The 23,872-nt window shown below is 66.0% G+C and carries 21 protein-coding genes; 16 read left to right on the forward strand and 5 right to left on the reverse strand.

Features of this window, described 5'->3' with window-relative positions; genetic code table 11:
• Positions 1–119 precede the first annotated feature (119 nt).
• Both PKKP23_RS05660 and PKKP23_RS05665 read left to right on the forward strand, forming a co-directional pair.
• Positions 120–2,144, forward strand: coding sequence for a response regulator (locus PKKP23_RS05660; RefSeq protein WP_126876153.1), 2,025 nt, complete (start codon positions 120–122; stop codon positions 2,142–2,144).
• Positions 2,141–2,773: a response regulator gene (locus PKKP23_RS05665; RefSeq protein ID WP_017776386.1), complete on the forward strand. Its 633-nt coding sequence runs from the start codon at positions 2,141–2,143 to the stop codon at positions 2,771–2,773. The genes PKKP23_RS05660 and PKKP23_RS05665 overlap by 4 nt, the downstream gene beginning before the upstream one ends.
• Positions 2,774–2,846: 73 nt before the next feature.
• On the opposite strand, the gene PKKP23_RS05670 is transcribed toward PKKP23_RS05665, so the two are convergent.
• Both PKKP23_RS05670 and PKKP23_RS05675 read right to left on the reverse strand, forming a co-directional pair.
• Complete coding sequence (locus tag PKKP23_RS05670; protein WP_126876154.1) at positions 2,847–3,266, reverse strand: secondary thiamine-phosphate synthase enzyme YjbQ; 420 nt, start codon at positions 3,264–3,266, stop codon at positions 2,847–2,849.
• A 334-nt stretch (positions 3,267–3,600) separates the two neighbouring features.
• Entirely contained in the window at positions 3,601–5,016 is a 1,416-nt protein-coding gene (locus tag PKKP23_RS05675) for an aminotransferase-like domain-containing protein (RefSeq protein WP_017776388.1), read from the reverse strand.
• On the opposite strand from PKKP23_RS05675, the gene PKKP23_RS05680 reads away from it, so the two are divergent.
• The 9 genes from PKKP23_RS05680 (at position 5,003) to PKKP23_RS05720 (ending at position 12,707) form a co-directional block, all read left to right on the forward strand.
• Positions 5,003–5,230 carry a hypothetical protein gene (locus PKKP23_RS05680; RefSeq protein WP_126876155.1) on the forward strand — a complete coding sequence of 76 codons (228 nt, stop codon included), beginning with the start codon at positions 5,003–5,005 and terminating at the stop codon, positions 5,228–5,230. The genes PKKP23_RS05675 and PKKP23_RS05680 overlap by 14 nt on opposite strands.
• Before the next feature lie 220 nt (positions 5,231–5,450).
• Positions 5,451–5,933, forward strand: coding sequence for an MSMEG_0572/Sll0783 family nitrogen starvation response protein (locus PKKP23_RS05685; RefSeq protein WP_042303115.1), 483 nt, complete (start codon positions 5,451–5,453; stop codon positions 5,931–5,933).
• Between the two features lie 17 nt (positions 5,934–5,950).
• Positions 5,951–7,027 carry a Nit6803 family nitrilase gene (locus PKKP23_RS05690; RefSeq protein WP_126876156.1) on the forward strand — a complete coding sequence of 359 codons (1,077 nt, stop codon included), beginning with the start codon at positions 5,951–5,953 and terminating at the stop codon, positions 7,025–7,027.
• Positions 7,020–8,090 (forward strand): MSMEG_0568 family radical SAM protein, encoded by a 1,071-nt coding sequence (locus PKKP23_RS05695; protein ID WP_126876326.1) that lies wholly within the window; start codon positions 7,020–7,022, stop codon positions 8,088–8,090. Before PKKP23_RS05690 ends, PKKP23_RS05695 begins: the two co-directional genes overlap by 8 nt.
• A gap of 2 nt (positions 8,091–8,092) precedes the next feature.
• Positions 8,093–8,650: an MSMEG_0567/Sll0786 family nitrogen starvation N-acetyltransferase gene (locus tag PKKP23_RS05700; protein ID WP_126876157.1), complete on the forward strand. Its 558-nt coding sequence runs from the start codon at positions 8,093–8,095 to the stop codon at positions 8,648–8,650.
• A 65-nt stretch (positions 8,651–8,715) separates the two neighbouring features.
• A complete protein-coding gene (locus PKKP23_RS05705; protein WP_126876327.1) occupies positions 8,716–9,720 on the forward strand; it encodes a sll0787 family AIR synthase-like protein in 1,005 nt (334 codons plus the stop codon).
• Entirely contained in the window at positions 9,717–10,961 is a 1,245-nt protein-coding gene (locus PKKP23_RS05710) for an MSMEG_0565 family glycosyltransferase (RefSeq protein ID WP_126876158.1), read from the forward strand. The genes PKKP23_RS05705 and PKKP23_RS05710 overlap by 4 nt, the downstream gene beginning before the upstream one ends.
• Before the next feature lie 57 nt (positions 10,962–11,018).
• Positions 11,019–11,303 carry an MSMEG_0570 family nitrogen starvation response protein gene (locus PKKP23_RS05715; protein WP_126876159.1) on the forward strand — a complete coding sequence of 95 codons (285 nt, stop codon included), beginning with the start codon at positions 11,019–11,021 and terminating at the stop codon, positions 11,301–11,303.
• A gap of 60 nt (positions 11,304–11,363) precedes the next feature.
• Positions 11,364–12,707, forward strand: a complete 1,344-nt coding sequence (locus PKKP23_RS05720) for an MSMEG_0569 family flavin-dependent oxidoreductase (protein ID WP_126876160.1) — start codon at positions 11,364–11,366, stop codon at positions 12,705–12,707.
• 419 nt (positions 12,708–13,126) lie between these two features.
• Here PKKP23_RS05720 and PKKP23_RS33730 read toward each other — a convergent pair whose 3' ends face one another.
• A complete protein-coding gene (locus tag PKKP23_RS33730) occupies positions 13,127–13,282 on the reverse strand; it encodes a hypothetical protein (protein WP_160167493.1) in 156 nt (51 codons plus the stop codon).
• A gap of 35 nt (positions 13,283–13,317) precedes the next feature.
• Here PKKP23_RS33730 and PKKP23_RS05725 point away from each other — a divergent pair, with 35 nt between their 5' ends.
• Positions 13,318–14,508, forward strand: coding sequence for a porin (locus PKKP23_RS05725; RefSeq protein WP_126876161.1), 1,191 nt, complete (start codon positions 13,318–13,320; stop codon positions 14,506–14,508).
• A gap of 302 nt (positions 14,509–14,810) precedes the next feature.
• Here the strand turns inward: PKKP23_RS05725 and PKKP23_RS05730 are convergent, their stop codons facing one another.
• Entirely contained in the window at positions 14,811–15,743 is a 933-nt protein-coding gene (locus tag PKKP23_RS05730) for a bestrophin family protein (RefSeq protein ID WP_126876162.1), read from the reverse strand.
• A gap of 56 nt (positions 15,744–15,799) precedes the next feature.
• Positions 15,800–18,118, reverse strand: coding sequence for an FdhF/YdeP family oxidoreductase (locus PKKP23_RS05735; protein ID WP_126876163.1), 2,319 nt, complete (start codon positions 18,116–18,118; stop codon positions 15,800–15,802).
• 293 nt (positions 18,119–18,411) lie between these two features.
• On the opposite strand from PKKP23_RS05735, the gene PKKP23_RS05740 reads away from it, so the two are divergent.
• From PKKP23_RS05740 to PKKP23_RS05755, 4 genes are all read left to right on the forward strand, one after another.
• A complete protein-coding gene (locus PKKP23_RS05740) occupies positions 18,412–19,854 on the forward strand; it encodes an aminotransferase-like domain-containing protein (RefSeq protein WP_126876164.1) in 1,443 nt (480 codons plus the stop codon).
• Positions 19,855–20,139: 285 nt separating this feature from the next.
• The gene (locus PKKP23_RS05745) at positions 20,140–22,515 is read left to right on the forward strand and encodes an MCP four helix bundle domain-containing protein (protein WP_126876165.1); all 2,376 of its coding nucleotides are present in this window, start codon (positions 20,140–20,142) and stop codon (positions 22,513–22,515) included.
• Between the two features lie 76 nt (positions 22,516–22,591).
• Positions 22,592–23,329 carry a methyl-accepting chemotaxis protein gene (locus tag PKKP23_RS05750; RefSeq protein WP_126876166.1) on the forward strand — a complete coding sequence of 246 codons (738 nt, stop codon included), beginning with the start codon at positions 22,592–22,594 and terminating at the stop codon, positions 23,327–23,329.
• The gene (locus PKKP23_RS05755; RefSeq protein WP_126876167.1) at positions 23,326–23,871 is read left to right on the forward strand and encodes a hypothetical protein; all 546 of its coding nucleotides are present in this window, start codon (positions 23,326–23,328) and stop codon (positions 23,869–23,871) included. The genes PKKP23_RS05750 and PKKP23_RS05755 overlap by 4 nt, the downstream gene beginning before the upstream one ends.
• The last annotated feature ends 1 nt before the right edge of the window (position 23,872 follow it).

A 23,872-nucleotide genomic window follows, 5' to 3' on the forward strand; every position in this document is an offset into this window, starting at 1 on the left:
GCGACGGATAGCCGGAAGAACCCGGCAGCGATCAGCAACCAGCAACAAAGAGCAGCAAAGAGCCGCCGGGCGCAGTCATAGGCAACGTGGGAGCCCAAGCCAGCCACCAGTCAGCCACCATGATGAGCCACTTCGATTCCGACGCTGCGGGCCCGCCCTCCATCCTGATCGTCGACGACACGCCGGCCGCTCTCGCCGTCGTCATGGAAGGCCTCGCCGACCGGGGCTTTCGCGTGCTGATGGCGCTCGACGGCACCGAGGCGATCGAGCGCGCGAAGTACGCCCAGCCCGACGTGATCCTGCTCGACGTGGAGATGGCCGGCATCGACGGCTTCGAGACCTGCCGCCGGCTCAAGGCGCACCCACGCACACGCGACATCGCCGTCGTCTTCATGGCAGCGATGACCGACGCCACCGACCTCACAGAAGGCTTCGCCGCGGGCGGCGCGGACTATGTGACCAAGCCGCTGCGTCTGCCCGAAGTGGTGGCGCGCATCAACACGCAACTCGCCCTGCGCGGCATGCGGCGCCAGCTTGCCGCCCGGCACCGCGAACTCGCCGACGAAGTGGCCGTGCGCGCGCGCACCGAAGCCGCGCTGGCCCGCATCCGCGAGGCGCTCGAGGAACGCGTCGCCCGCCGCACCGAAGAGCTTGCCCGTGCGAACGCGCGGCTTACCGCGCAAATCGAGGAACGGCGACGCGCCGACGCGAAGCATCTTGCGAGCGAAGCGCGCTTTCGCACCATCGCGGAGGCGAGCCCCGTGCCGCTGTGCATCGCCTCGATGCCCGAAGGGCACATCCTCTATACCAACCAGCCGATGCGCGCGCTGTTCTTCGGCGCCGATGCCGTCGCGCGGGGCACCAACATCGTCGATTTCGGCGTGGACCTCGCGCAGCGCGATGCGCTCATCGACCACCTGCGCCGCGAGGGCAGCTTCGGCAATTCCGAGGTCCAGCTGCGCCGCGCCGACGGCACGACGTTCTGGGCCATCGCCACGGCGCGCGTGGGCACCTACGACGACGCGCCCGCCATCTACGTGGGGCTGAGCGACGTCACGGCGCGCAAGGAAGCCGAAGAGGCGCTGCGCGCAAGCGAGGCGAGCCTCGCGAACGCCCAGCGCATCGCCCGGCTGGGCGACTGGGCCTGGGACGCCGCGCGGGGCATGGTGCACTGGTCGGACGAAACGTGGCGCATCCTCGGCCGTGCGCGGGGCGTCGCGCCGAGCTACCGCACGTACCTGCAGGCCGTGCATCCCGACGACCGGCCAGCCGTGCGGCAGGCGGTGCGCGAACTGCTGGCGGGCACCCCTGCGTACGGCATCGACCACCGCGTGGTGAGCACCGACGGCGGCGAGCCCACCGTCCGCATCGTGCGCCTGCAGGCCGAAGCCGCGCCCACGCCGCCGGGCGGCCCGCTGCGGTTGATCGGCACGCTGCAGGACGTGACCGGGCGCAAGCTCATCGAACAGGAATTGCTGGAGTCGCGCGAGCGGCTGCGCGAGCTGGGCGGCTACATGGAAGCCGTGCGCGAGGAAGAGCGCCGGCGCATTGCGCTCGAAATCCACGACGAACTGGGTCAGCTTTTGACGGCGCTGAAAATGGACGTGGCGCTGTTGCGCATGCGTCTTGGCGCGGACTGCGAGGCGCGGCGCAAAGCCGACGACATGCGCGAGCTCGCCGAAAAAACGCTCTGGATGGTGCGCAACGTCTCGAACCATTTGCGGCCCGCGGCGCTCAACTTCGGCATTGTCTCCGCGCTCGAATGGCTCGCCGAAGACTTCGCGCGGCGTACCGGCATCATCTGCCAGTTCCGGGCGCGCGGCGGCGAGCCCACGCTGCCCGATGCGTCGGCCACGGCGGTGTTTCGCATCGCCCAGGCGTCGCTCACCAACGTCGCGCGCCATGCGGGGGCCACGCGCGTGGACGTGACGCTCGACAGCACCACGGACGGCTTCGCCTTGCGGATCGGCGACGACGGCTGCGGCTTCGACACCGAGGCCCCGGGCAAGGGGTATTCTTATGGCCTGCTCGGCATGCAGGAACGAGCGAGGCTGATTGGCGCTGCGCTGCGCATCGACAGCGCGCCGGGCACGGGCACGGTGGTTTCGATGATCATCCCGGCTGAAAGCGGAACAACACAATGATCCATATCCTGATAGCGGACGACCACGCGATCGTCCGCGGCGGGCTCAAGCAGATCGTCGCCACCACCACCGATATCGTCGTGGCCGGGGAAGCCGCCAACGGCGCCGAAGTGGTGGAGAAGCTGCGCACCTGCCAGGTCGACTTGCTGCTGCTCGACATGACGATGCCGGGCATCAGCGGCGTGGGGCTGATCCGGCGCGTGCGCACCGAACAGCCCGCGCTGCCCATTCTCGTGCTGAGCATCCACAACGAAGCGCAGGTGGTCTCGCGTGCGCTGCGCGCGGGCGCCACGGGCTACGTGACGAAAGACAGCGACCCGGAGATTCTGCTTGCCGCAATCCGCAAACTGGCGGCAGGCGGTCGCTTCATCGACCCCAAGCTTGTGGACGCCATCGTGTTCGATTCGCATACAGGCGATGCGCCGCCGCACGAAGTGCTCTCGGACCGCGAGTTCCAGGTGCTGCAGATGCTGGCCTCGGGGCGCAGCATCAACGACATCGCCGACGCGTTCGCGCTGAGCGCGAAGACGATCAGCACGCACAAGATGCGCCTCATGCAGAAGCTCAACCTCACCAACAACGCGGAGCTGATCCGCTACGCGATCAAGCACGGGCTCGTGGCGGAGTAGTTGCGCTGGGCGCTTGCGCTTGCATCGCATTGCGCGGCGTTGCATCGCCCTCACGTCGCGTCAAGCGCGAGACTCACTCGCCGATCAGATGCAGCACGATCTCGCGCGACTGTGGGTGACGCCGGTGCTCGAACAGATAGAGCCCTTGCCAGGTGCCGAGTACGGGCTCGCCGTGCTCAACCGGAATGGAAAGCTGCACCTGGGTGAGCGCGGTGCGCAGGTGCGCGGGCATGTCGTCGGGGCCTTCGGTGTCGTGCTCGTAGCGTGATGCGTCTTCGGGCGCGAGCGTGGCGAAGTAGCGCTCGATATCGCGCCGCACGGAAGGGTCCGCGTTCTCCTGAATCAGCAACGACGCCGACGTGTGGCGGCAAAACACCGTCAAGAGCCCGGTCTCGATCGACGTCTCTTCGACGAACGCGCGCACTTGCCGCGTGAATTCCACGAGCCCGCGCGCGGGGGCTCGCAGTTGCAGATGATGAATAGCCTGGCGCATGGGAGTGCCTTTTGAACGTGCGAAGGTGCGGACGTGCGGCCCGCGGCGCGCGTGGGTTGCCGCGCGGTGGTGGGTGTTGGTGCGCGCTGGTGCGCGTTGGTGCGCGTTGGCCCGAACCGCGAAGGGTGCGGGCCATGATACGGGAAGCGCGCGCCAGTCGTACGCATGGGGTGTGGTGTGCAACCAGCACGCGTTGCGCAAACAGCGCGCCCGGTCGCGTGACCGGCGCTCGCGCGCGGCCTGGTGTGCAGCCTGGTGTGCGGCCTGATGCATGGCCGCACACCAGGCTTCGTGCCCCGGGCCGCGTGCCCCGGGCCTCGTGCACCGGCCTCACCTACATCATCGGCATGTGCAGATGATGCGGATCGTCGAGCGTATCCGCGATGCGCTGCAACGCTTCGCGGCAGTCGGCGCGATCTTGCGGACCGCCCAGGCACACGCGGATCGCATTGGGCGCGTTGCCGTCCGTGGAGAACGCCGCGCCCGCCACGGCACCGATGCCCTGATTGCGCAAATGCAGCGCCAGTTCGGACGCGGCCCAATCGCACTGCGCCGGAATGGGCAGCCACAGGTGGAACCCGTCGGGATGCGCGTCGTAGGGCCACGCGGTGAGCGTCTGCGCGGCAATGGCCTGGCGCGCGTTCGCTTCCGTGCGAATGGCGCGCAGCATGTCGTGCGCTGTGCCGTTGTTGATCCATTGCGTGGCGAGCAGCGCCGTGAACGGGCTGGGCATGACGGTGGTGGCGCGCAGCGCGCCCGCAATGCGTTGCGCCTGCCGCGCTGTGGGCATGGAGAGATACGCCACGCGCAGTCCCGCGCCCAGCGTCTTCGCGAGGCCCGTGACGTAGCATGTGAGTTCGGGCGCGAGCGTGGCGAGCGCGACGGGTGCGGTCTCGGGCAGCATCGCGTAGGCGTCGTCTTCGATGATCGGCACGCTGTAGCGCAGCGCGACGTCGGCGAGCGCCTCGCGCCGCTGCGTGGAAAGCGTGAGCGTGCTCGGATTCTGCAATGTCGGGTTGCAGTAGAAGGCGCCCGGCTTCTCCGACTTGCAGAGCGCCTCGAATGCGTGAGGCAGCGGGCCTTCCTCGTCGCGCGCCAGCGCCTGCAGACGCACGCCCAGTTGCGAAGCGATGGCCTTGATGCCGGGATAGGCGAGCGCGTCGAGGCAGATCGTGTCGCCGGGCCGCGCGAACTGCGAGACGAGCGCCACCAGTGCGCTGTGAATGCCGGGGCAGACGAGCACCGTCTCGTCTTTGCAGTCCGGCAACCGCATGCGCAGCCACTCGCGGCCTGCGGCGCGGTCTGCCGCGGTGCCGCCGAAGTCCTGATAACGCAGCAGCCGGTACGGGTCCGTTTCGGCGAGCAGGCTTGCCGCGGACGCGGCTAGACGTGCCGCGAGTTCAGGCGGCTCGGGCGGCATGTTCATCGACATCTCGACGCTGCTGCCGCCCGCCAGCGGCAAGGTCTGCGTCTTGCCGCGCACGAACGTGCCGCTGCCGGCGCGCGCATCCAATAGCCCGCGCTTGCGCGCTTCCGCGTAGGCGCGCGCGACCGTCGTGTAGTTGAGCGCGAGCGCGGCGGCGAGGTCGCGCAGGCCCGGCAGGCGATCGCGTGGCCGCAGCCGGCCGCTCGCCAGGTCTTCCTCGATCAGATCGGGAATGGCCAGATAAGCGGGTTTACGGCTTTCGGCCAGCCTTTTATGCCAGTGATGCGCAAGACTCTGCGTGAGATTCTGCGTGAGACTGTCCATAACCGATGAATTTCCTCTTTGCCGCACGCTCGCGGTTCAATTCACGATAGCACGCGATATTCATAAAAATAAAATCAGATTGCTTTCATTTCTCTCATTGATCGCATTGATCGGTTCAATGCACGGTTTCGGCGTGCCGCGCACCATCGGCGCGCGACAGAATGTCGCGGCGCGCACTCCGGGTGCACGCCTCGCGCCTCGCCGGATGGCCTGAAACGGCCGCCCACCCGCCTTCGCAGGCCTTCGCAAAAATTTTTCGGTTCGCCTTGCGACTTCGGCTTTGCTTGATTGGAAAGTGATTGCATTTTGTGGGCCAGTGATTGGCATATCCGTTGCGTTATTAGTCGCGCCGGTTACGGGAATTAACCGGGATAACCGCAATATCCGCAAACCCGGCAAAACCGCACAACCCATGCGATAAATCGGAGAGAGCCATGCCCGCTGTCAATCAACCGCTTCACAAGAACGGCGATTTTCTGGTCGATTACGAAGAGAAGGTGTTCGAGGACGTGAAGGCGGAGCCCGGCGAGAAGGCGCTCGTCACGTTCCACACGGTGGCGTTCGAAGGCTCCATCGGCTTCGTCAACCTGTTGCAGGCCACGCGGCTGCAGCGCAAGGGCTTCGAGACGTCGGTACTGCTCTACGGCCCCGGCGTCACGCTCGGCTTGCAGCGCGGTTTTCCCACGCTGGGCGACGAAGCGTTTCCGGGCCACCTCAACTTCAACAAGCAGCTCGTGAAGTTCATGGAGGAGGGCGGCAAGGTCTACGCGTGCCGCTTCGCGTTGCAGGCGCTCTACGGGCACGGCGAGGCGTCGCTGATCGAAGGCATTCGCCCCATCAATCCGCTCGACGTGCTGGACCTGCAACTGCTGCACCGCAAGGCCGACGCGCTGATCATCCATACGTGGACCGTCTGAGTCGCGCGGGGGCCATCATGGCGGAACAACGAAGCGCGAGCCGCACCGTGCGCGCCGCTGCCGTGCAGATCGCGCCTGATCTGCACAGCGCGGCGGGCACGCTCGAAAAGGTGTGCGCCGCGATCGACGAAGCCGCGGGTAAGGGCGTGCAGCTCATCGTCTTTCCCGAAACCTTCGTGCCGTACTACCCGTACTTCTCGTTCGTGCGGCCGCCCGTGGCATCGGGCGCGGACCACATGCGACTCTACGAGGAAGCGGTTGTCGTGCCGGGCCCGGTGACCGAAGCGGTCGCCGCGCGGGCACGCCGGCATGCAATGGTGGTGGTGCTCGGCGTGAACGAACGCGATCACGGCAGCCTCTACAACACGCAGCTGATCTTCGATACGGACGGCACGCTGCTGCTCAAGCGCCGCAAGATCACGCCCACTTTCCACGAACGCATGATCTGGGGGCAGGGCGACGCCGCCGGCCTGAAGGTTGCCCAGACCGCGATGGGCCGCGTGGGCGCGCTCGCGTGCTGGGAGCACTACAACCCGCTCGCGCGCTACGCGTTGATGGCGCAGCATGAAGAGATTCATTGCAGCCAGTTTCCGGGCTCGCTCGTGGGCCCCATCTTCGCCGAGCAGATCGAGGTCACCATCCGGCATCACGCGCTCGAAGCGGGCTGCTTCGTCGTCAATGCCACGGGCTGGCTCACGGACGCGCAGATCGAATCCGTCACCGCCGACCCGAAGCTCCAGAAGGCGCTGCGCGGCGGCTGCATGACGGCGATCGTCTCGCCCGAAGGCCAGCATCTGGCCGCGCCGCTCACCGAAGGCGAAGGCATGGTGGTGGCGGACCTCGACCTCGCGCTCATCACCAAGCGCAAACGCATGATGGATTCGGTGGGCCACTACGCGCGCCCCGAACTGCTGAGCCTCGCCATCAACGACCGGCCCGCCGCGCCGCTCATGTCCATGCCCATGTCAGCCACGCGCGAAGGCGCAGTGGCCACCTCATCAGTGGGCACCTCATTTTTCGACACCGGCTTCCGTGGAGAACGCGATGAACGCCAGAGAGACCTTGCCGGCCGCGAGCCGGCAATTGATGACTGAGCTGCAGTCGAGCGGCCTGCGTCTTGCCGATCCCCATGCGGGCGCCGCAAGCCGGCGCGGCGGCGCGGGTCCGTCGGACCACAAGGCCGTGACGGTGGACGGCGTCACGGTCATGGTGCCCGTGCATACGAGCAGCGCCTGGCACTCGCCGTTCGTGGCGAGCGCACCCGACGCCTCGGGCACGAGCACGCTGCTGCGCGGCACGATTCCCGTGGCGAGCATCCGCTTTCCGAAGGCGCCGCGCTTCTACGCGCTGCAGACGTTGGATGGCGTGCCGTACTCGCAGATCGCCACGCTGCACAGCGCCGACGTGCTTGCCACCACGGTGCTGCAAACCTGCATCCGCTACGAGAGCCGCCGCAAGGCCTGCAAGTTCTGCGCGATCGGGCAGTCGCTCGCGGCGGGCCGCACTATTGCACGCAAGACGCCCGAACAACTCGCGGAAGTGGCGCGCGCGGCCGTGTTGCTGGACGGCGTGAAGCACATGGTGCTCACCACCGGCACGCCGGCGACGCCAGATCGCGGCGCGCAGGTGCTCTGCGAAAGCGCGTTTGCGATCAAGGCGGCAGTCGATCTGCCGATTCAGGCCCAATGCGAGCCGCCCGACGACGACCGCTGGTTCGAACGCATGAAGGCGAGCGGCGTCGATACGCTCGGCATGCACCTGGAAGTGGTCACGCCCGAGCTGCGCGAACGCATCATGCCGGGCAAGGCAAGCGTGCCGATGGCGCGTTACATGCAGGCCTTCGAGGCCGCTGTCGCCGTATTCGGCCGCGCTCAGGTCAGCACCTACATCCTCGCGGGGTTGGGCGACAGCGCCGAAGCGATTCTCGCGATGTCGCGCGACCTGATCGCGCTCGGCGTGTATCCGTTCGTGGTGCCGTTCGTGCCGATCAGCGGCACGCCGCTCGAAGATCATCCGGCGCCGTCGCCCGCGTTTATGAGGTCCGTGCTGGAGCCGCTCGGTGCGATGTTGCGCGAGGCCGGCATGCGCTCGGCCGAGATCAAGGCCGGCTGCGCGAAGTGCGGTGCGTGCTCGTCGCTTTCGTCCTACGAGGTGTGACCGTGCTCTGCGAGACCACCGAACCGGATGCCCTGCCGCTCGCCTATGCGCCCACGGCGTATCGCGTGAAATGGGTCACGCTGCCGTGGGAAGCGAACGAGGCGTACAAGCTGCGCCGCGCGGTGTTCTGCATCGAACAAGGCATCTTCCCCGGCGACGATCGCGACGCCGTGGACGAGCACGCGCAACTGCTCGTGGCGGTCAGTTGCATGGCGGGTCTGCCCGACCAGGTGGTGGGCACCGTGCGCATTCATGAAACGGAGCCTGGCGTGTGGCTGGGTTCGCGGCTCGCCGTGCACGCGGCGTTTCGCCGGCACGGCAAGATCGGCACGACGCTCATTCAACTCGCGGTGACGAGCGCGCACGCGCTCGGCTGCACCACGTTTCTCGCGCACGTGCAGAGCCAGAACGTGCCGCTTTTCGAGCGGCTGCATTGGGACTCGCTGGCCGAGGAAGCCATTTTCGGGCGGCCGCATCGGCTGATGCAGGCGCAGCTTGCGCATTACCCGCCGTGCCATGCGCCACAGGCGGGGTTCGTGGTGGCGTCGAGGGGCGCGTGATGAACGCGACGCCAACCGCGCAGGCGTTCCCGCTCAATGCGCTGAACGATGAGCTGAACAATGAGCTGAACCTTGCCGCGCTCGTCGAGCGGTTGCGTGCGAGCCGCGGCTTCGCGCACAAGACCGACATCGCGGACGTGGTGGGCGCGCTCGCCCTGCGCTTGCCGAATGGCTTACGTGATCTCGCGCAGGCCGTTGCCGTGGGCGACGACTGTGCGGCCATCGCGGACGGCGACGGCTATCTGCTGTTCGCCATCGAGGGCATGGTGGGCGACTTCGTGGCGGCGATGCCGTGGTTCGCGGGCTATAGCGGCGTGATGGTCAACGTGAGCGACATCTACGCGATGGGGGGCCGGCCGCTCGCAGTCGTGGATGCGCTGTGGAGCGACGGCGTAGCCGCTGCGCAGCCCGTGCTCGAAGGTCTGGCTGCGGCGGCCGTGGCCTACGGCGTGCCCGTGGTGGGCGGCCACAGCAACGTGCGCAGCGGTGCGGCGCAACTGGCGGTGTCCATCGTGGGTCGTGCGAAAGCGTTGCTCTCCAGCTTCAATGCAAAGCCGGGCGATCGTCTCGTCATGGCCGTCGACCTGCGCGGCCGGTACGAAGAACCGTATCCGTTCTGGAATGCCTCGGTGGGCGCGCCCGGCGAACGGTTGCGCGCAGACCTCGAACTGCTGCCGCAACTGGCCGAGGATGGACATTGCGATGCGGCCAAGGACATCAGCATGGCCGGCACGCTGGGCACGGCGCTCATGTTGCTCGAATGCTCGGGCGTGGGCGCGCGTATCGATCTCGATGCGATTCCGCGCCCTGCGTTCGTGCAGTCGGCCGCGGACTTCGAACGCTGGCTCACCGCGTTTCCGAGCTATGGCTTTCTGCTTTCGGTACGCGAGCCGCACGTCGATGCCGTGCTCGCGCGCTTTGCCGGGCGGTCGCTCGCGTGCGCCGTGATCGGCACCGTGGATGCAACGCGCGAAGTCGCGGTAACGCAGCGCGGCGATGCCGCGTTGCTGTGGGACCTGCGCGATGCGCCGTTCATTCTGCCGGCGTCTTGCGAGCGGCGGCCGTCATGAACGATCGGCTTGCGTCCTTGCCGTCGACGGTGCCGCCCGTACCGCTTTCCGCACGCGCGTTGCGTGTGGCGCTTTTCACACACTCCGTGAATCCGCGCGGCGGTGTGGTGCATACGCTGGAGCTTGCGCGTGCGCTGCATGACGAAGGTTGCGACGTAACCGTGTTCGCGCCCGCCGCCCAAGGCGAGACGATGTTTCGCGACACGCCTTGCCGCGTGGTGCTCGCGCGTGTGACGGACCGGCCCGCGAACACGGTGGCGATGGTCGAAACACGCATCGCTGCGTTAAGGCGTGCACTGCTCGATGTGCTGCTCGAACGCGGCGCCGCTCATTTCGACATCCTGCATGCGGGGGACAGCATCAGCGGCAATGCGCTCGCGCAGTTGAAGGAAGAAGGGCACATCGCAGGCTTCGTGCGCACGGTGCATCACCTCGACGTATTCGACGACTTGCGCCTCGAACACTGGCAGCGGCGCGCGTGGCACGACGCGGACGTGGTGCTTTGCGTGAGCGATGCATGGGCGCAGCGTATGCAGCGCGATCACGGCGTGGCGGCACTGACCGTGCCCAATGGCGTGGACGTCGAACGCTTTTGCACCGCGCCCGCCGACGAAGACCACGCCGTGCGACAACGCCTCGGCATCACGAAGGAAGGTGGCCCGGTGGTGCTCGCCGTGGGCGGCGTGGAGGCGCGCAAGAACACGCTGATGCTGCTGGAAGCGTTCGCACGCTTGCGGCAAACGGCGCCCGCCGCGCAACTCGTGATTGCGGGCGGCGCAAGCCTGCTCGATCACGATGCGTACGCGCGGCAGTTCGCGGCGCGGGCAGCGGCGTGCGGGCTGCGCATCGGGCGCGGCGCAGCCGTCGTGTTGACCGGCACCGTGGACGATGCCGACATGCCCGCGCTGTTCCGCAGCGCGGACGTGGTCGCGATGGTCTCGGTGCGCGAAGGCTTCGGCCTCGTGGTGCTGGAGGCGCTTGCGTGCGGCCGTCCCGTGGTGGTCTCGCGCATTGCGCCGTTCACCGAATACCTCGACGAGCGCGTCTGCGTGTGGGCCAATCCGCTCGATGCGCAGTCCATCGCGGGCGCGCTGCGCCGTGCGCTGCACGCGCGCGGCGGAATCGACTTCACGCAGGCCGTGCCCGCGCTGCTCGATCGCTTCAGCTGGGCGGCGAGCGCGCGATGCCATTTGCAGATCTATGGAGCGTGGCTCGCCGGGCGAAGGCTCGCAGTGCGTTAAGCCGTTGGTTGGAGCCCTTGCTCGGGTCCTCTCGTTAAATCGTCACAGGAGCACCTCATGCCCGTCATGCATTTCCTCGTCCGCTGGCCCGACGGCAGCGAGGCGGACTGCTATTCGCCTTCCACCGTGGTCGGCGATTTCTTCGCGCCGGGCCAGCGCTATGCGCTCGAAGACTTCGTCGAGCGCGCGCGGCGAGCGTTGCACATCGGCTCGGAGCGCGTGCGCGAGAGGTACGGCTTCGCGTGTTCCGCGGCCATGGACCAGCTCGCGCAAATCGAGCAGACCGCCGCGGGCTTCGCCGGCGTGTCCGATGCCGCGGTCACCGTCATCGCGTTGCGCTAGCGCGTAACCGTAACGGCAAGCGCCATTCTCAACTGTCATTCAGCGAGGCAGGAATCCGTCATGTCGACATCTCTTTCCACCCAACGCCCCGGCGCGGCCGGCGAGCCGGGCCATTACAGCGTGATCGTCGTGGGCGGCGGGCAGGCGGGGCTCTCGGTGAGCTACTTCCTCCAGCAGTCGGGCATCGATCATCTCGTGTTCGAAAAGCACACCGTTACCCACACGTGGCGCGACCAGCGCTGGGACACGTTTTGCCTCGTCACGCCAAACTGGCAATGTGCGTTGCCGGGGCATCCCTACAACGGGGCCGACCCGCACGGCTTCATGAAGAAAGACGAGATCGTCGCGTACCTGGACGGCTTCGTGGCCGCAGTGGATGCGCCGGTGCTCGAACACACGGGCGTGAAGCGTGTGAAGCCCGCGGGCTCCGGCGCGCAGGGACAGGGCCCGACCCTGGGCCGCTATGCCGTCACGACGGACCGCGGCGACTTCACAGCGGACCATGTCGTGGTGGCCTCGGGCGGCTACCACACGCCCATCGTTCCGCGCATGGCCGAGCGCGTGCCCGCGCACATCGTGCAACTGCACTCGGCCGAATATCGCAACCCGCAGTTGCTGCCCGCGGGCGCGGTGCTCGTGGTGGGCTCGGGCCAGTCGGGCGCGCAGATTGCCGAAGATCTGCACCTCGCGGGCCGCAAGGTGTTCCTTGCCGTGGGCGACGCGCCGCGCTGCGCGCGCTTCTATCGCGGGCGCGACGTGGTGGACTGGCTCGCGGACATGGGCTACTACGACATGCCGGTGGAGCAGCATCCGTTGCGCGAGGGCGTGCGCGACAACACCAACCACTACGTGACGGGCCGCGACGGCGGTCGCGACATCGACCTGCGCAAGTTCGCGCGCGAAGGCATGGAGCTATACGGCCGCCTGCATGACCTGCGCGCGGGGCAATTGCACTTCGAAGCGAACCTTGGCGCGAGCCTCGACAGCGCCGACGACACCTACAACCGCATCAACGCGAGCATCGACGCGTTTATCGAAAAGAGCGGTATCGATGCGCCGCCTGGCTCACCGTACGAGCCGCTCTGGCGACCGGGCGCGGAGCGTACCACGCTGGACCTTGCCGCGAGCGGCATTGCGGCCATCGTCTGGTGCATCGGCTTTACGCCCGAATTCAGCTGGCTCGACGCGCCGGTGTTCAACGGCCGCGGCTACCCCTCGCATGTGCGCGGCGTCACGCCGCTGCCGGGGCTCTATTTCGTCGGACTGCCGTGGCTGCATACGTGGGGCTCGGGGCGGTTCTCGGGCATTGCGCGCGACGCGGCTTATGTGGTGGAGGCTATCCGCAGCGAGGCGGGCAGGGCAGACGAGCCGCCCGCCAGCCAGGCCGAGCGGGCGGCGGCCTGAGCTTCACCGCCGCGGCGTCGTGCTTCGATCGCCGCGGCGCCTATGTTTGCGCGCAAGCCGCACATGGGTTTCGGATCAGTCACTTACGGCACGTACCCGCAGGTTGTCCACAGTCTTGCCAACAAAAACTGGGGATAACCTTCCGGCAGTGCGCTAGCGGAGTGGACACGGCACGACACGGGGCGCCGCGCTAGCCGTGCGTCCGTTGTCGGACAAGTTGCGCCCGCACCACAATCGCGGGCAGGAATCAAAACGCCGGGCACGTCGATCGCCATTTTCAGGCGAGCTTGACCGCATCAGAGAAATGAAAAACCTGTCATTTCAATGAAGCTAAATTTATTTTTATAGAGCGTGATTACGCGATCAAGTAAAAGTCACTGTTTTGTCTGCGAAAAATAAATTACGGTCGACTTCCAAAATTAAATATCCGCCGCATTACACCAGCCACAAGCGTTAATCAACGAATCCAGCATCGGTATTTCTTCCAGGGCCGCGCGGTCATCTAGCGCCAGGGGCGCAAATCTATAATCCGCCTCGCGCCATACAAACAAATCTTTCCCGGCGACTTCAATCATTCGCCTTTTTCTTTTCATCTATTTAGGAGACCATAGTGAAAAAGACCATTCTGGCTGCCCTCCTGGGCGCAATGGCGACTGCGGCTTCGGCCCAAAGCAGCGTCACGCTGTACGGCCGTATCGACAACGGCGTCCAGTACGAATCGGGGCTGCCGAAGGGCTCGCAGATCAGCGCCGAAAGCGGCGACTGGGGCGAAAGCGAGTTCGGCATCAAGGGCGCGGAAGACCTGGGTGGGGGCACCAAGGCGATCTTCCAGCTCGAAATGGGGCTGAACACGCAGAACGGCTCGTACGGCAACGGGTCGCTGTTCGGTCGAGCCGCAACGGTAGGCCTTTCGAACGATACCTACGGTACGTTCAAGATGGGGAACTTCGGCGCCGGCGAAATTGAGCAGGACAGCTGGGACCTCGACCCGCAGGTGATGCAGGCCTACGCGATCTCGACGCTGGTGCGCGGCCGCAACTGGTCGCAGGCGGGCAATGGTCTCGAGTACACGACGGCATCGTTCGGCGGCCTCACGCTCAAAGGCCAGTACGACCTCACGAACGCCAATACATGGAACGCCGGCAGCCCGGGCAGCGCGCCGGGCCAACTCGGTACGTCGACCGGGCTCGGCAGCGCGCAAGGGCGTTCGGACGGCCTCAAGGCGCAGTACAACGCGTCTAATTTCGAGCTGCAGGCTATCTATGACGAAATTCGCGATCCGAATGGCCAGTTCAGCAACGTGTACCTGGCGTCGCGCTCGATACTGGCCGGTGGCACTGTCACGTTCGGGCCGGTCAAGGTCTATGCCGGCTTCCAACACCTGAGCGCACCGGACGCATCCAACGCCGGCTACTTCGGCACCGCCACGCCCACCACGCTGCCGGGCGGCACGTCGCTGCCCACCGCGGTCAACCACGAATGGCTCGGCGCCGCCTGGCAGGTCACGACAGACGCCGCACTCACCGCCGCCGTCTACCACGCCAACGCGAACAACGGTAATGGCAACGCGACCATGTACACGCTGGCCGGCACCTACAACCTGTCGCGCCGTACCTTCCTGTACTCGGAGCTGGGCTACGTGCACAACAGTTCAACGTCGAACATCGGTCTCGGCAACGGCTATAGCGACCCGTACGGAGCCAATGCGAACAACGACCCCGTCAACGGTGGCGACAACACCAATCCCAACTACGGCAAGGGGCAGTTCGGGGCATTTGCCGGCATCATGACGCAGTTCTGACGTCTAATCGGCTGCTCGCTCGAACCGCGCGTTCGTGGCGCCTGTGGACGATCCATTTCCAGGATTCCAGTCTCGTATGGAATACTGATTTTCAGATTACGGCCTATGTGCAGGACGCGCAATGATCTAACGTTGAATCGCGTTCACTCATACCCGTGGTTGAACGTGTTTCATACCTCTGTCACCCCAACGCCGCGGCGTTGGGGTTTTTTTGTTCATTGTTTATTCATTGCAGGGTGCAGGAAAGCGGTGCGGTTGACGTCTGCTTCATTGCGGCTCTCTACGCGCGCTTCCACAACCGCTCAAGTAATCCGATACTTCGGCCCCGGCACTACCTCGGCCGGCACCGGCTCATCGCACAACTCCAGCAGCGAGCGTTCGATGTTGCGCGTCAGCGCATCGAGCGCGAGATTGTTCGGTGCCGTGCCGAAGGGCTCGGCGATGTCGCCTGCAATGGCTTCGAGCGCAATCAGCGTGTACGAGACGAACACCGCGATGAGTGGCGTGAACACACCCAGCGACGCCACAAGGCCGAACGGCAGCAGAAAGCAATACGCGTAGACCGTGCGATGCAGCAGCACGCCATAGGCGAACGGAATGGGTGTGGAGGCAATCCGCTCGCAGCCGCCCACGATCTTTTCGAGTTCGTTCAACTGCGCGTCGAGCATCCAGAGCGGCGCGGCGCCCAGCGTGCCCCGCTGGTGCAGACCGCCGAGCGTCGTGCGCAGATCATTGAGGATCGCGACCGGCCGATACTGCCGGCCCTTCAGCGCAATGGCGCGCGTGGCGCCCACAAGGGGTTCGAGGTCGTCGTACGGGTCGGTGTTGCGCAGTTGATGCTTGAGCGCATAGGCGAACGCAATGAGCGAGCGCACGAACGCGTCGCGGTCGAACTGCTGCGAGCCTTCGTGCGAACCCGTTGGCACATAAGCGAGCGTCTGCGACGTCAGTGTGCGCGCCGCGATCAGCAGGTTGCCCCACAACGTGCGCGCTTCCCAGTAGCGGTCGTAGCTGCGGTTGTTGCGAAACGCGAGAAAGATCGTGAGCGCGACGCCGCACAGTGTGAATGGCGCCGTGCTCAGCAGAATCTTTTCGCCGAGTATGCGGCCGCCCGTCGCAACGGCGAGCACGCTCACGGCCAGCATGATCGCAAGCTGCGGCATGATGGCCTGAAGCACCGAGCCGTTCCAGACGAACAGCATGCGCAGCCAGTGTTGCTGCGGACGAACGATCATGGCTGTACCTCTCCTGTCACCGCGTCATGTTCCTGCGGACTCATGGACTCGTGCATTCAGGCAGCGGCCTGCACAGCCGACCGATGCAGCAGCACCGGCACCGACTTCGACGTAGGCGTGTTGCACACGTCGGCCACACTCGAAAGCGGCACGAGCGGATTCGTTTCCGGGTAATAGGCGCCGATGCAGCCGCGCGGAATGTCGTACTCCACGAGCAGGAAGCCGTCCGCGCGCCGCTCGATGCCGTCGTCCCAGACGGTGGTCAGGTCGACCCAGTCGCCCGCCTTGAAGCCCAGCATCGCGAGGTCCGCCGCGTGGATGAACACCACGCGGCGCTGGCCGAACACGCCGCGATAGCGGTCGTCCAGCGCGTAGATGGTGGTGTTGTACTGGTCATGCGAGCGCGTGGTCATGAGCGTCATCACGCGTTCGCCGTAGAGACGTTTCGCGCGATGCACGGGCGTGTCCGTGTCGAGCGGGTGCGCCACGAAGTTGGCCTTGCCCGTGGCCGTTTGCCAGTCGCGCTCGCGCGAGGCCACGCGCAGATGGAAGCCGCCCGGCTGCGCCACGCGTTCGTTGTAGCGCTCGAAGCCCGCAATCGACTGCTCGATGGCGTCGCGAATGCGCGCGTAGTCGGCGGCGTAGGCCAGCCAGTCCACCTTCGCGCTGCCGAGCGTGGCGTGCGCCATGTGCGCGACGATCGCCGTTTCCGACATCAGATTCGGCGACGCGGGCGTGTTCATGCCGTACGAGATGTGGACCATGCTCATGGAGTCTTCCACGGTCACGCCCTGTGCAACGCCGCCTTGCAGGTCCACTTCGGTGCGGCCGAGCGTGGGCAGGATCAGCGCGGCCTTGCCGTGTACGAGATGGCTGCGGTTGAGCTTGGTCGCGATGTGCACCGTGAGGTCGCAGGCGCGCAGCGCGTCCCAGGTGCGCGGGGTGTCAGGCGTCGCGATCGAGAAATTGCCGCCCAGGCTCACGAACACCTTGATGCGGCCCGCGAGCATGGCCTCGATGGTTTCCACCACGTCGTAGCCATGTTCGCGCGGCGGCTCGAAGCCGAACACGCGGCCTAAGCGATCGAGAAACGCCTGCGTGGGCTTTTCTTCGATGCCCACCGTGCGGTTGCCCTGCACGTTCGAATGACCGCGCACGGGGCACAGGCCCGCGCCTTCGCGGCCGATATTGCCGCGCATCATCATGAGGTTCGAGAGCATCTGGATGGTCTGAACCGAGCGCTTGTGCTGCGTGAGCCCCATGCCCCAGGTCGCGATCACGCGCTTGCCGTTCGCGTAGATGCGCGCAAGCCCTTCGATCTGCTCGCGCGGCACGCCCGATTCTTCCTCGATCAGCGGCCAGCTTTCGGCGCGTAGATCGTCTGCGAAGGCGTCGAAGCCCGAGGTGTGCGTGGCGATGAAGTCGAGGTCGAGCACGCGCGGCGTGCCCGCGTCGCGCGCTGCGTCGTCCAGTTCGAGCACGCGTTTGGCGACGCCTTTGATGAGCGCGAAGTCGCCGCCCACCTTCGGCTGGATGAACGTGGAGGCGATAGGCGTGCTGCCGAGCGTGAGCATCTCGACAGGATGCTGCGGGCTCGCGAAGCGTTCCAGGCCGCGCTCGCGCAGCGGATTGATCGAGACGATGGTGGCGCCGCGGCGCGCGCATTCGCGCAACTCGCCCAACATGCGCGGATGGTTGGTGGCGGGGTTCTGGCCGAAGATCAAGAGCGTGTCTGCGTGCTCGAAGTCGTCGAGCGTGACCGTGCCTTTGCCGATGCCTACGGTGCCGGGCAACCCGCGGCTCGTGGCCTCGTGGCACATGTTCGAGCAGTCGGGGAAATTGTTGGTGCCGTACAGGCGCACGAACAACTGATAGAGGAACGCGGCCTCGTTGCTCGCGCGGCCCGAGGTGTAGAACGCGGCCTCGTGCGGGTTATCCAGCGCGTTCAGGTGCCGCGCGATCAGCGCGAACGCGCCGTCCCACGAGATGGGCACGTAGCGGTCGGCGAGTGCGTCGTAGACCATCGGGTCGGTGAGGCGGCCGTGCTGTTCGAGTTCGTAGTCGCTCTCTTGCATCAGCGCTTCGACGGTGCGGGCGGCGAACAACGCGGGCGTGACGCGCTTCGAGGTGGCTTCCGCGGCCACGGCCTTCACGCCGTTTTCGCAGAACTCGAAGGTGGACGTGTGCTGGCGGTCGGGCCAGGCGCAGCCGGGGCAGTCGAAGCCGTCGGGCTGGTTCTGCCGGAAGAGCGTGCGGTACTTGCCGCCCGCCACCTTTTCTTTCACGAGGCTGATGGCGACGTGCTTGAGCGCGCCCCAGCCTGCGGCGGGCTGATGGTAGGGCGCAATGCGTGCGCGGGGTTTCGACTCTGCCATGTGTGTGCTCCGTTGCCTGGTGCCGCGCGGGTGGGTGCGGCCTTATTGATGGCCACCGATCGCGACTAACCGCGACCAGCCGCGCCCGATGGCGGCGTGTAGCCGCGTGCCGAAATGTCGCGGGCGCTTTGTCAGTGAGCGAAGGTTAAGGGCGGCGGGGCGGCTACAAGGCGCACACATCGCTGGCGGTTCGAGGAGTACAGTTCGGCAGGCGCGCGCGTTGCGGGCGCGCACTGTACTCCCTGGCACTTTCCCCTCATGGCGCAGGCAAGTCCAACGAAACGAGGCAAGCGTTGAAGCTCTACGAAAAACTGACGGCCGACGTCGAGGCCCAGATTCGCGGCGGCGTGTTCCGTGCGGGCGAACGCATTCCGTCCGTGCGACAGACCAGCCAGCAATACCGCGTGAGCATCAAGACGGTGATTCGCGCGTATCTGCAGCTGGAAAGCCGCGGGCTGATCGAGAGCCGTCCGCAGTCCGGCTATTTCGTGCGGGCCGCGGCCGGCGGCAAGCGGCAGGCTTCACGGAAAAACGAGGGCGGGGAGGGCCTGAGCGCCTCACGTCCCGCGGCCGTGTCGGCCCAGGTGGACGTGAGCCGGCTCGTGCTCGCCACGCTGCGCTCCATCGGCGTGGACAAGGCCGTGCCGCTCGGCTCGCCTTACCCGGACCCGTCGCGCTTTCCCTCGGCGAAGATCAGCCGGTACGCCTACAACATCGCGCGCCGCAAGGTGCAATGGGGCGTGACCGACGAACTGCCACCGGGCCACCCGGAACTGATCCGCCAGATCGCACGGCGCTACGCGGAGAACGGCGTGCCCGTGGACGCGCGCGAAATCGTCGTGACCGTAGGCGCCACGGAAGCCATCAACCTCTGTCTGCAAGCGGTGGCCAAACCGGGCGACACCATCGCCGTGGAGTCGCCCACGTTCTACGCGATGCTGCACGCCATCGAACGCATGGGTATGCGCGCCATCGAGGTGGCGACGCATCCGCGCGAAGGCATCGACATCGACGCACTCGCCGAGCTGCTCGCGAAGCGCCGTATCGCGGCCTGCATGGTGATGCCGAACTTCCAGAATCCGCTCGGCTTCCAGATGCCCGACGAGAAGAAACGCGCGCTCGTCGAACTGCTCACGCGCCACGACGTACCCGTGATCGAAAACGACGTGTACCAGGAACTGCACTATGGCGACGTGCACCCCACGACGCTGAAGTCGTACGACACGGCGGGCATCGTGCTGCACTGCGCATCGTTCGCGAAGAGCCTGACCGCGGCTTACCGCGTGGGCTGGGCGATGCCGGGGCGCTATCGCGATCAGGTCGAGAAGCTGAAGTTCCTCAACACGCTCACCACGCCTTCCATTGCCCAACTCGCCATTGCCGAATATCTGAAGAACGACGGCTACGACCATCACCTGCGGCGCTTGCGCCAGGCCTATGCACACCAGGCGAAGCTGATGCGCGCAACGGTCGCGCGTTTCTTTCCCGAGGGCACGCGCACGTCGGAGCCGCAGGGCGGCTACGTGCTGTGGGTGGAGTTGCCGCGCAAGGTGGACTCGATGCAGCTGTACCGCGACGCGCTCGAAGCCGGCATCACCGTGGGGCCGGGCTGCATGTTTTCGGCGAAGGGCGGGTATGGGCACTTCATTCGCCTCAACTACAGCTACGCGTGGTCGCCGGAAATCGAGCAGGCCGTGATTGCGGTGGGGCGGCTGGTGGCGGCAGCGGCGCGATAAGCGACCTATGCGTTATTGGTGCCGCGCAAACGTTTGCCCGACCGCGCAGCACAAAACCGGCACGCAGATCGACACCGAGAACCGCCTTGGTTAACGGCCGTCCCGGCCAAAACTTTACGCCTGAGAAAAGCAATTGACCGTTGCGCGGCGTGGCGCTTGCCGGCTCCGTGACCGTCACATTCGAGTCACATGCGCTCGCCGATAATCCGGGGGCTCGACGATTCCGCGAAGAGAAAGCGCGAGCCACTACAAGACAGCAGCAGGCTTGCTACGGGGAGTTGTGCCATGACCATACGCCACCGCATTACGTTGCTGGTCGTTCTGATGTTCGTCGCCTTGTCGGCGATCGGCGGCTACGCCGTGTATCAGACGCGCCGCAGCGCGGTCGATGTAAAGCAGGTCACGCAGGGCGTGGTGCCGAGTGCACTCGCTTCCGCGGATCTGGTTTCCGAAGTGAAAGACGTGCAGATTGCCACCATGACGCTTGTCTACGCGCCCGACGCCAACATGGTGACGCAGGCGCAAGCCGAGTTGAAGGCGAAAGAAACGGCGCTGCACACGGCGCTCGACATCCAGGAGAAATCCGCCGCGAGCCACGCGCAGCGCGGGCTGGTGACGCAGGCGCGTGAAAGCCTTGCCAACTATTTCCAGGCCATCGACGAAACCGCGAAGATGAAAGCCGCGGGCAAGAACGAACTGGCCCAGGCCTATCTCTTTGCGAACGTCGCGCAGTATCGCGACGAACTGGAAGGCATCGTCGAAACGATGCGCGTGGAGAAGAACCGCCAAAAGGACGACGCTATCGCGGGCCTGAACGGCATGCTCGCCACCACCGTCACGGCGATTTCGGGCGTGACGGGCGGCGCGGTGCTGCTGCTCACGGTGATTGGTCTCTTGCTCTATCGCCAGATCACGCGGCCGCTGTCGCGCATGCAGTCGATGATGAGCGAGATCGCGTCGAGCCAGGACTTCACGCGGCGCGTGCCGGTGGGCCGTATGGACGAGATCGGGCACTCCATCGTGGCCTTCAACGGCATGATCGAGAAGATCCAGCAAAGCTCCGCGCAGTTGAAGCAGAAGACCGCCGACATCCAGGCCATGCTCCAGAACATGCAGCAAGGCATTCTCACGGTGGTGGACGGTGCCGTGGTGCACGCCGAATATTCGGCGTATCTCGAAACCATCTTCGAGACGCGCGAGATTGCGGGCCAGCCGCTCATGAAGCTCGTGTTCGACGACACGGACATCGGCTCCGACGCGCTTTCGCAGGTCGATGCCGCGATTCACGCGTGCCTCGGCGAAGACAGCATCAACTTCGAATTCAACCAGCACCTGCTCGTGAACGAGATCACGAAGCGCATGGCCGATGGCCGCGAAAAGATTCTCGACCTCTCGTGGTCTGCCATCACCGACGAAAGCGACACCGTGGTGCGCCTCATGCTCTGCGTGCGCGACGTGACGGAACTGCGCCAGCTTGCGGCGCAGGCCGGCGAGCAGCAGCGGCGGCTCGAGATGATCGGCGAGATTCTCGCGGTGAGCCAGGAGAAGTTTCACCATTTCGTGGAAAGTGCGACGGGCTTCATCAGCGAGAACGAACGCATCATCCGCCAGTACGAGCGGCCCGACGGCTCCGCGATTGCCGAGCTGTTCCGCAACATGCACACCATCAAGGGCAATGCGCGTACGTATAGCCTCCAGCACCTCACCAACATCGTTCACGAAGCCGAGCAGGTCTATGAAGAACTGCGCCGCGCCGACAGCGAACACAAGTGGGATCAGGAAGCGCTGATGCAGGACCTCGTGCGCGTGCGCGAGGCGATCGAAAGCTACGCCGTGATCAACGAGGAAAGCCTGGGCCGCAAGGGGCCGGGCGGCGCGGGCAACCCCGAGCATTACCTCGTGGTGGAAAAGGCGCGCATTCAGGAAAGCCTGCGCCTGATCGAAGAGACGGACACGGCCGACCTGCGCGGCCTGCTGACGATGCGCGAGTCGGTGCGCGACACGCTGCGGCTGCTCGGCACCGAAACGTTCGGCAAGGCGCTCTCGGGCGTGGTGGAGTCGCTGCCGTCGCTGGCGAAGGAACTGGGCAAGGAAGCGCCGCAGGTGCGCATCGACGACAACGGCTATCGCGTGCGCAGCCAGGCCGTGGGCACGCTGCGCAACGTGTTCATGCACCTCGTGCGCAACTCGATGGACCACGGCATCGAAGCGGCCGCGGAACGCGTCGCGCAGGGCAAGCACGCGGCGGGCACGATCGAAATCGAAGCCGGCGTGGACAACCACGTGCTGCAGATCACGCTTTCCGACGATGGCCGCGGCCTCGCGCTTGCCCGCATTCGCGGCATCGCGATGGAGCGAGGCTGGATCGATCAAGATGCCGAACTTTCCGACGAAGCCATTGCCGAGTTCATCTTCCGCCCGGGCTTTTCGACGGCGGAGCGCGTCACCGAAGTCTCGGGCCGCGGCGTGGGCATGGACGCCGTGCGCAACTTCCTCACGCGCGAGCACGGCAGCATCGAACTGCGCTTCACGGACAACAACAAGGGTGCGGCCTGGCGGCACTTCCAGACCGTGGTGTGTCTGCCCGGGCATCTGGCGGTGGACAGCGTAGGCGTGCAAAAGACGACACACCCGGCCGCGAACACGGACTACGTGAGCTAATCACGCGCCCGACGAAGGCCCCGTCACGCGGGGCGTAGCACACAAGGAAAGCGGCAGTGGCAGTGAGGAAACCGACGTGATCGAAACATCTATCGCCGCCGCGCTGGCGGGCGGCGTGCTCGTGCTGATCGTGGCCGTGCTCGTGCACCGGGCGCGCATGGGCCGCGCGACGGCGGCATTCGCGACGCAACTCGAAAGCGAACGCACGGCGCGTGCGGCGGCCGAGGCGCGCGAAGAGACGCTTGCGCTGCAACTCGAAAGCGAAACGACGCAGCGGGACACCGATACGGCGCGCTTCGAAGCGCAACTCGCGCAGCAGTCGGAGCAAGCGCAAGCCGCGCGCGGCGAACTTGAAGTCGCGCGGCGCGAACGCGACGAATGGCTCGCGCTGGGACGGCGCATCGCCGACGAAGCCGCGCGTCTGCGCGGCATGTCGGGCACCTTCGAGCGCTGGCACGAGCAGATGATCTCGCTCATGACGCAGAACCACGACATGCACGCGAAGAACCAGGAGCTGTCGTCCATCGTGGCGCACGTGCTGATCGTCTCGCTCAACGCGTCCATCGAGGCGGCGCGCGCGGGGGCGGCGGGCCGCGGCTTTTCGATCGTGGCGAGCGAAGTGCGCACGCTTGCGTCGCGCTCGCAGGAACTCTCGAAGAGCTATAAGGACAGCCTCGACCGCAACGACCTCGTCACGGCCGCCACGTTCCAGGACATCCAGGCAGGCGGCAAGATGATCACGGCGTCGCTCGGCAGCGTCGAGGTGCTCGCGAACCAGCTTCAGGCGAAACTTCAGGCGCAGGCAACAACGTGATTACCGAGCAGGCGAAGCATAGCTTCGAACAGATTTTCCACAAGGCGGCGCGCACGCGGCTCGTCATTCACGCCGACGACACGTGCGAAATCGTGCGCGCCGACCACGTCGCCATGGAAGCGGACCCGGAAGCGCGCGTCGTGGTGCTCACCATCTCGTCGCTCTTTTTCCGCCTGCTCGTGGGCCTGCATTTCACCGACGACGACGCCACGCGCCGCTACTTCGCGCGCGAGACGTCGGCGGGCGGCCAGCCGCTGCGCGAAGCGTTCATGGAAGTGGCGAACCTGTGCTGCGGCGCGATGAACCAGGCGCTCGTCGGCCATTTTCCGGATCTGGGCATGTCCACGCCCTACGTGCTGGGCAGCGCGAGCCTCGCGCATCTGGCCGAGCTGAAGCCGGACCACGTGGCGTCGTACGAACTCACGATAGGCGGCAACGTGCCGCTCGCGGCCACGCTCTGCGTCTGCGCGAACGCGCCGCTCGACTTCGCGGCGAACGTCGAAACAGTCGAGGAAACCAGCGGCGAGCTGGAATTGTTCTAGG

This window comes from Paraburkholderia kururiensis JCM 10599 = LMG 19447 (genome assembly GCF_003986935.1).
Taxonomy (GTDB): Bacteria; Pseudomonadota; Gammaproteobacteria; order Burkholderiales; family Burkholderiaceae; genus Paraburkholderia; species Paraburkholderia kururiensis.

What these genes read in the sequence shown, in the direction of transcription:
- PKKP23_RS05660 (WP_126876153.1), top strand. Translation starts at nt 120, where the DNA reads ATGATGAGCCACTTCGATTCCGACGCTGCGGGCCCGCCCTCCATCCTG.
- PKKP23_RS05665 (WP_017776386.1), top strand. Translation starts at nt 2,141, where the DNA reads ATGATCCATATCCTGATAGCGGACGACCACGCGATCGTCCGCGGCGGG.
- PKKP23_RS05670 (WP_126876154.1), bottom strand. Translation starts at nt 3,266, where the DNA reads ATGCGCCAGGCTATTCATCATCTGCAACTGCGAGCCCCCGCGCGCGGG.
- PKKP23_RS05675 (WP_017776388.1), bottom strand. Translation starts at nt 5,016, where the DNA reads ATGGACAGTCTCACGCAGAATCTCACGCAGAGTCTTGCGCATCACTGG.
- PKKP23_RS05685 (WP_042303115.1), top strand. Translation starts at nt 5,451, where the DNA reads ATGCCCGCTGTCAATCAACCGCTTCACAAGAACGGCGATTTTCTGGTC.
- PKKP23_RS05690 (WP_126876156.1), top strand. Translation starts at nt 5,951, where the DNA reads ATGGCGGAACAACGAAGCGCGAGCCGCACCGTGCGCGCCGCTGCCGTG.
- PKKP23_RS05695 (WP_126876326.1), top strand. Translation starts at nt 7,020, where the DNA reads ATGACTGAGCTGCAGTCGAGCGGCCTGCGTCTTGCCGATCCCCATGCG.
- PKKP23_RS05710 (WP_126876158.1), top strand. Translation starts at nt 9,717, where the DNA reads ATGAACGATCGGCTTGCGTCCTTGCCGTCGACGGTGCCGCCCGTACCG.
- PKKP23_RS05715 (WP_126876159.1), top strand. Translation starts at nt 11,019, where the DNA reads ATGCCCGTCATGCATTTCCTCGTCCGCTGGCCCGACGGCAGCGAGGCG.
- PKKP23_RS05720 (WP_126876160.1), top strand. Translation starts at nt 11,364, where the DNA reads ATGTCGACATCTCTTTCCACCCAACGCCCCGGCGCGGCCGGCGAGCCG.
- PKKP23_RS33730 (WP_160167493.1), bottom strand. Translation starts at nt 13,282, where the DNA reads ATGATTGAAGTCGCCGGGAAAGATTTGTTTGTATGGCGCGAGGCGGAT.
- PKKP23_RS05730 (WP_126876162.1), bottom strand. Translation starts at nt 15,743, where the DNA reads ATGATCGTTCGTCCGCAGCAACACTGGCTGCGCATGCTGTTCGTCTGG.
- PKKP23_RS05735 (WP_126876163.1), bottom strand. Translation starts at nt 18,118, where the DNA reads ATGGCAGAGTCGAAACCCCGCGCACGCATTGCGCCCTACCATCAGCCC.
- PKKP23_RS05745 (WP_126876165.1), top strand. Translation starts at nt 20,140, where the DNA reads ATGACCATACGCCACCGCATTACGTTGCTGGTCGTTCTGATGTTCGTC.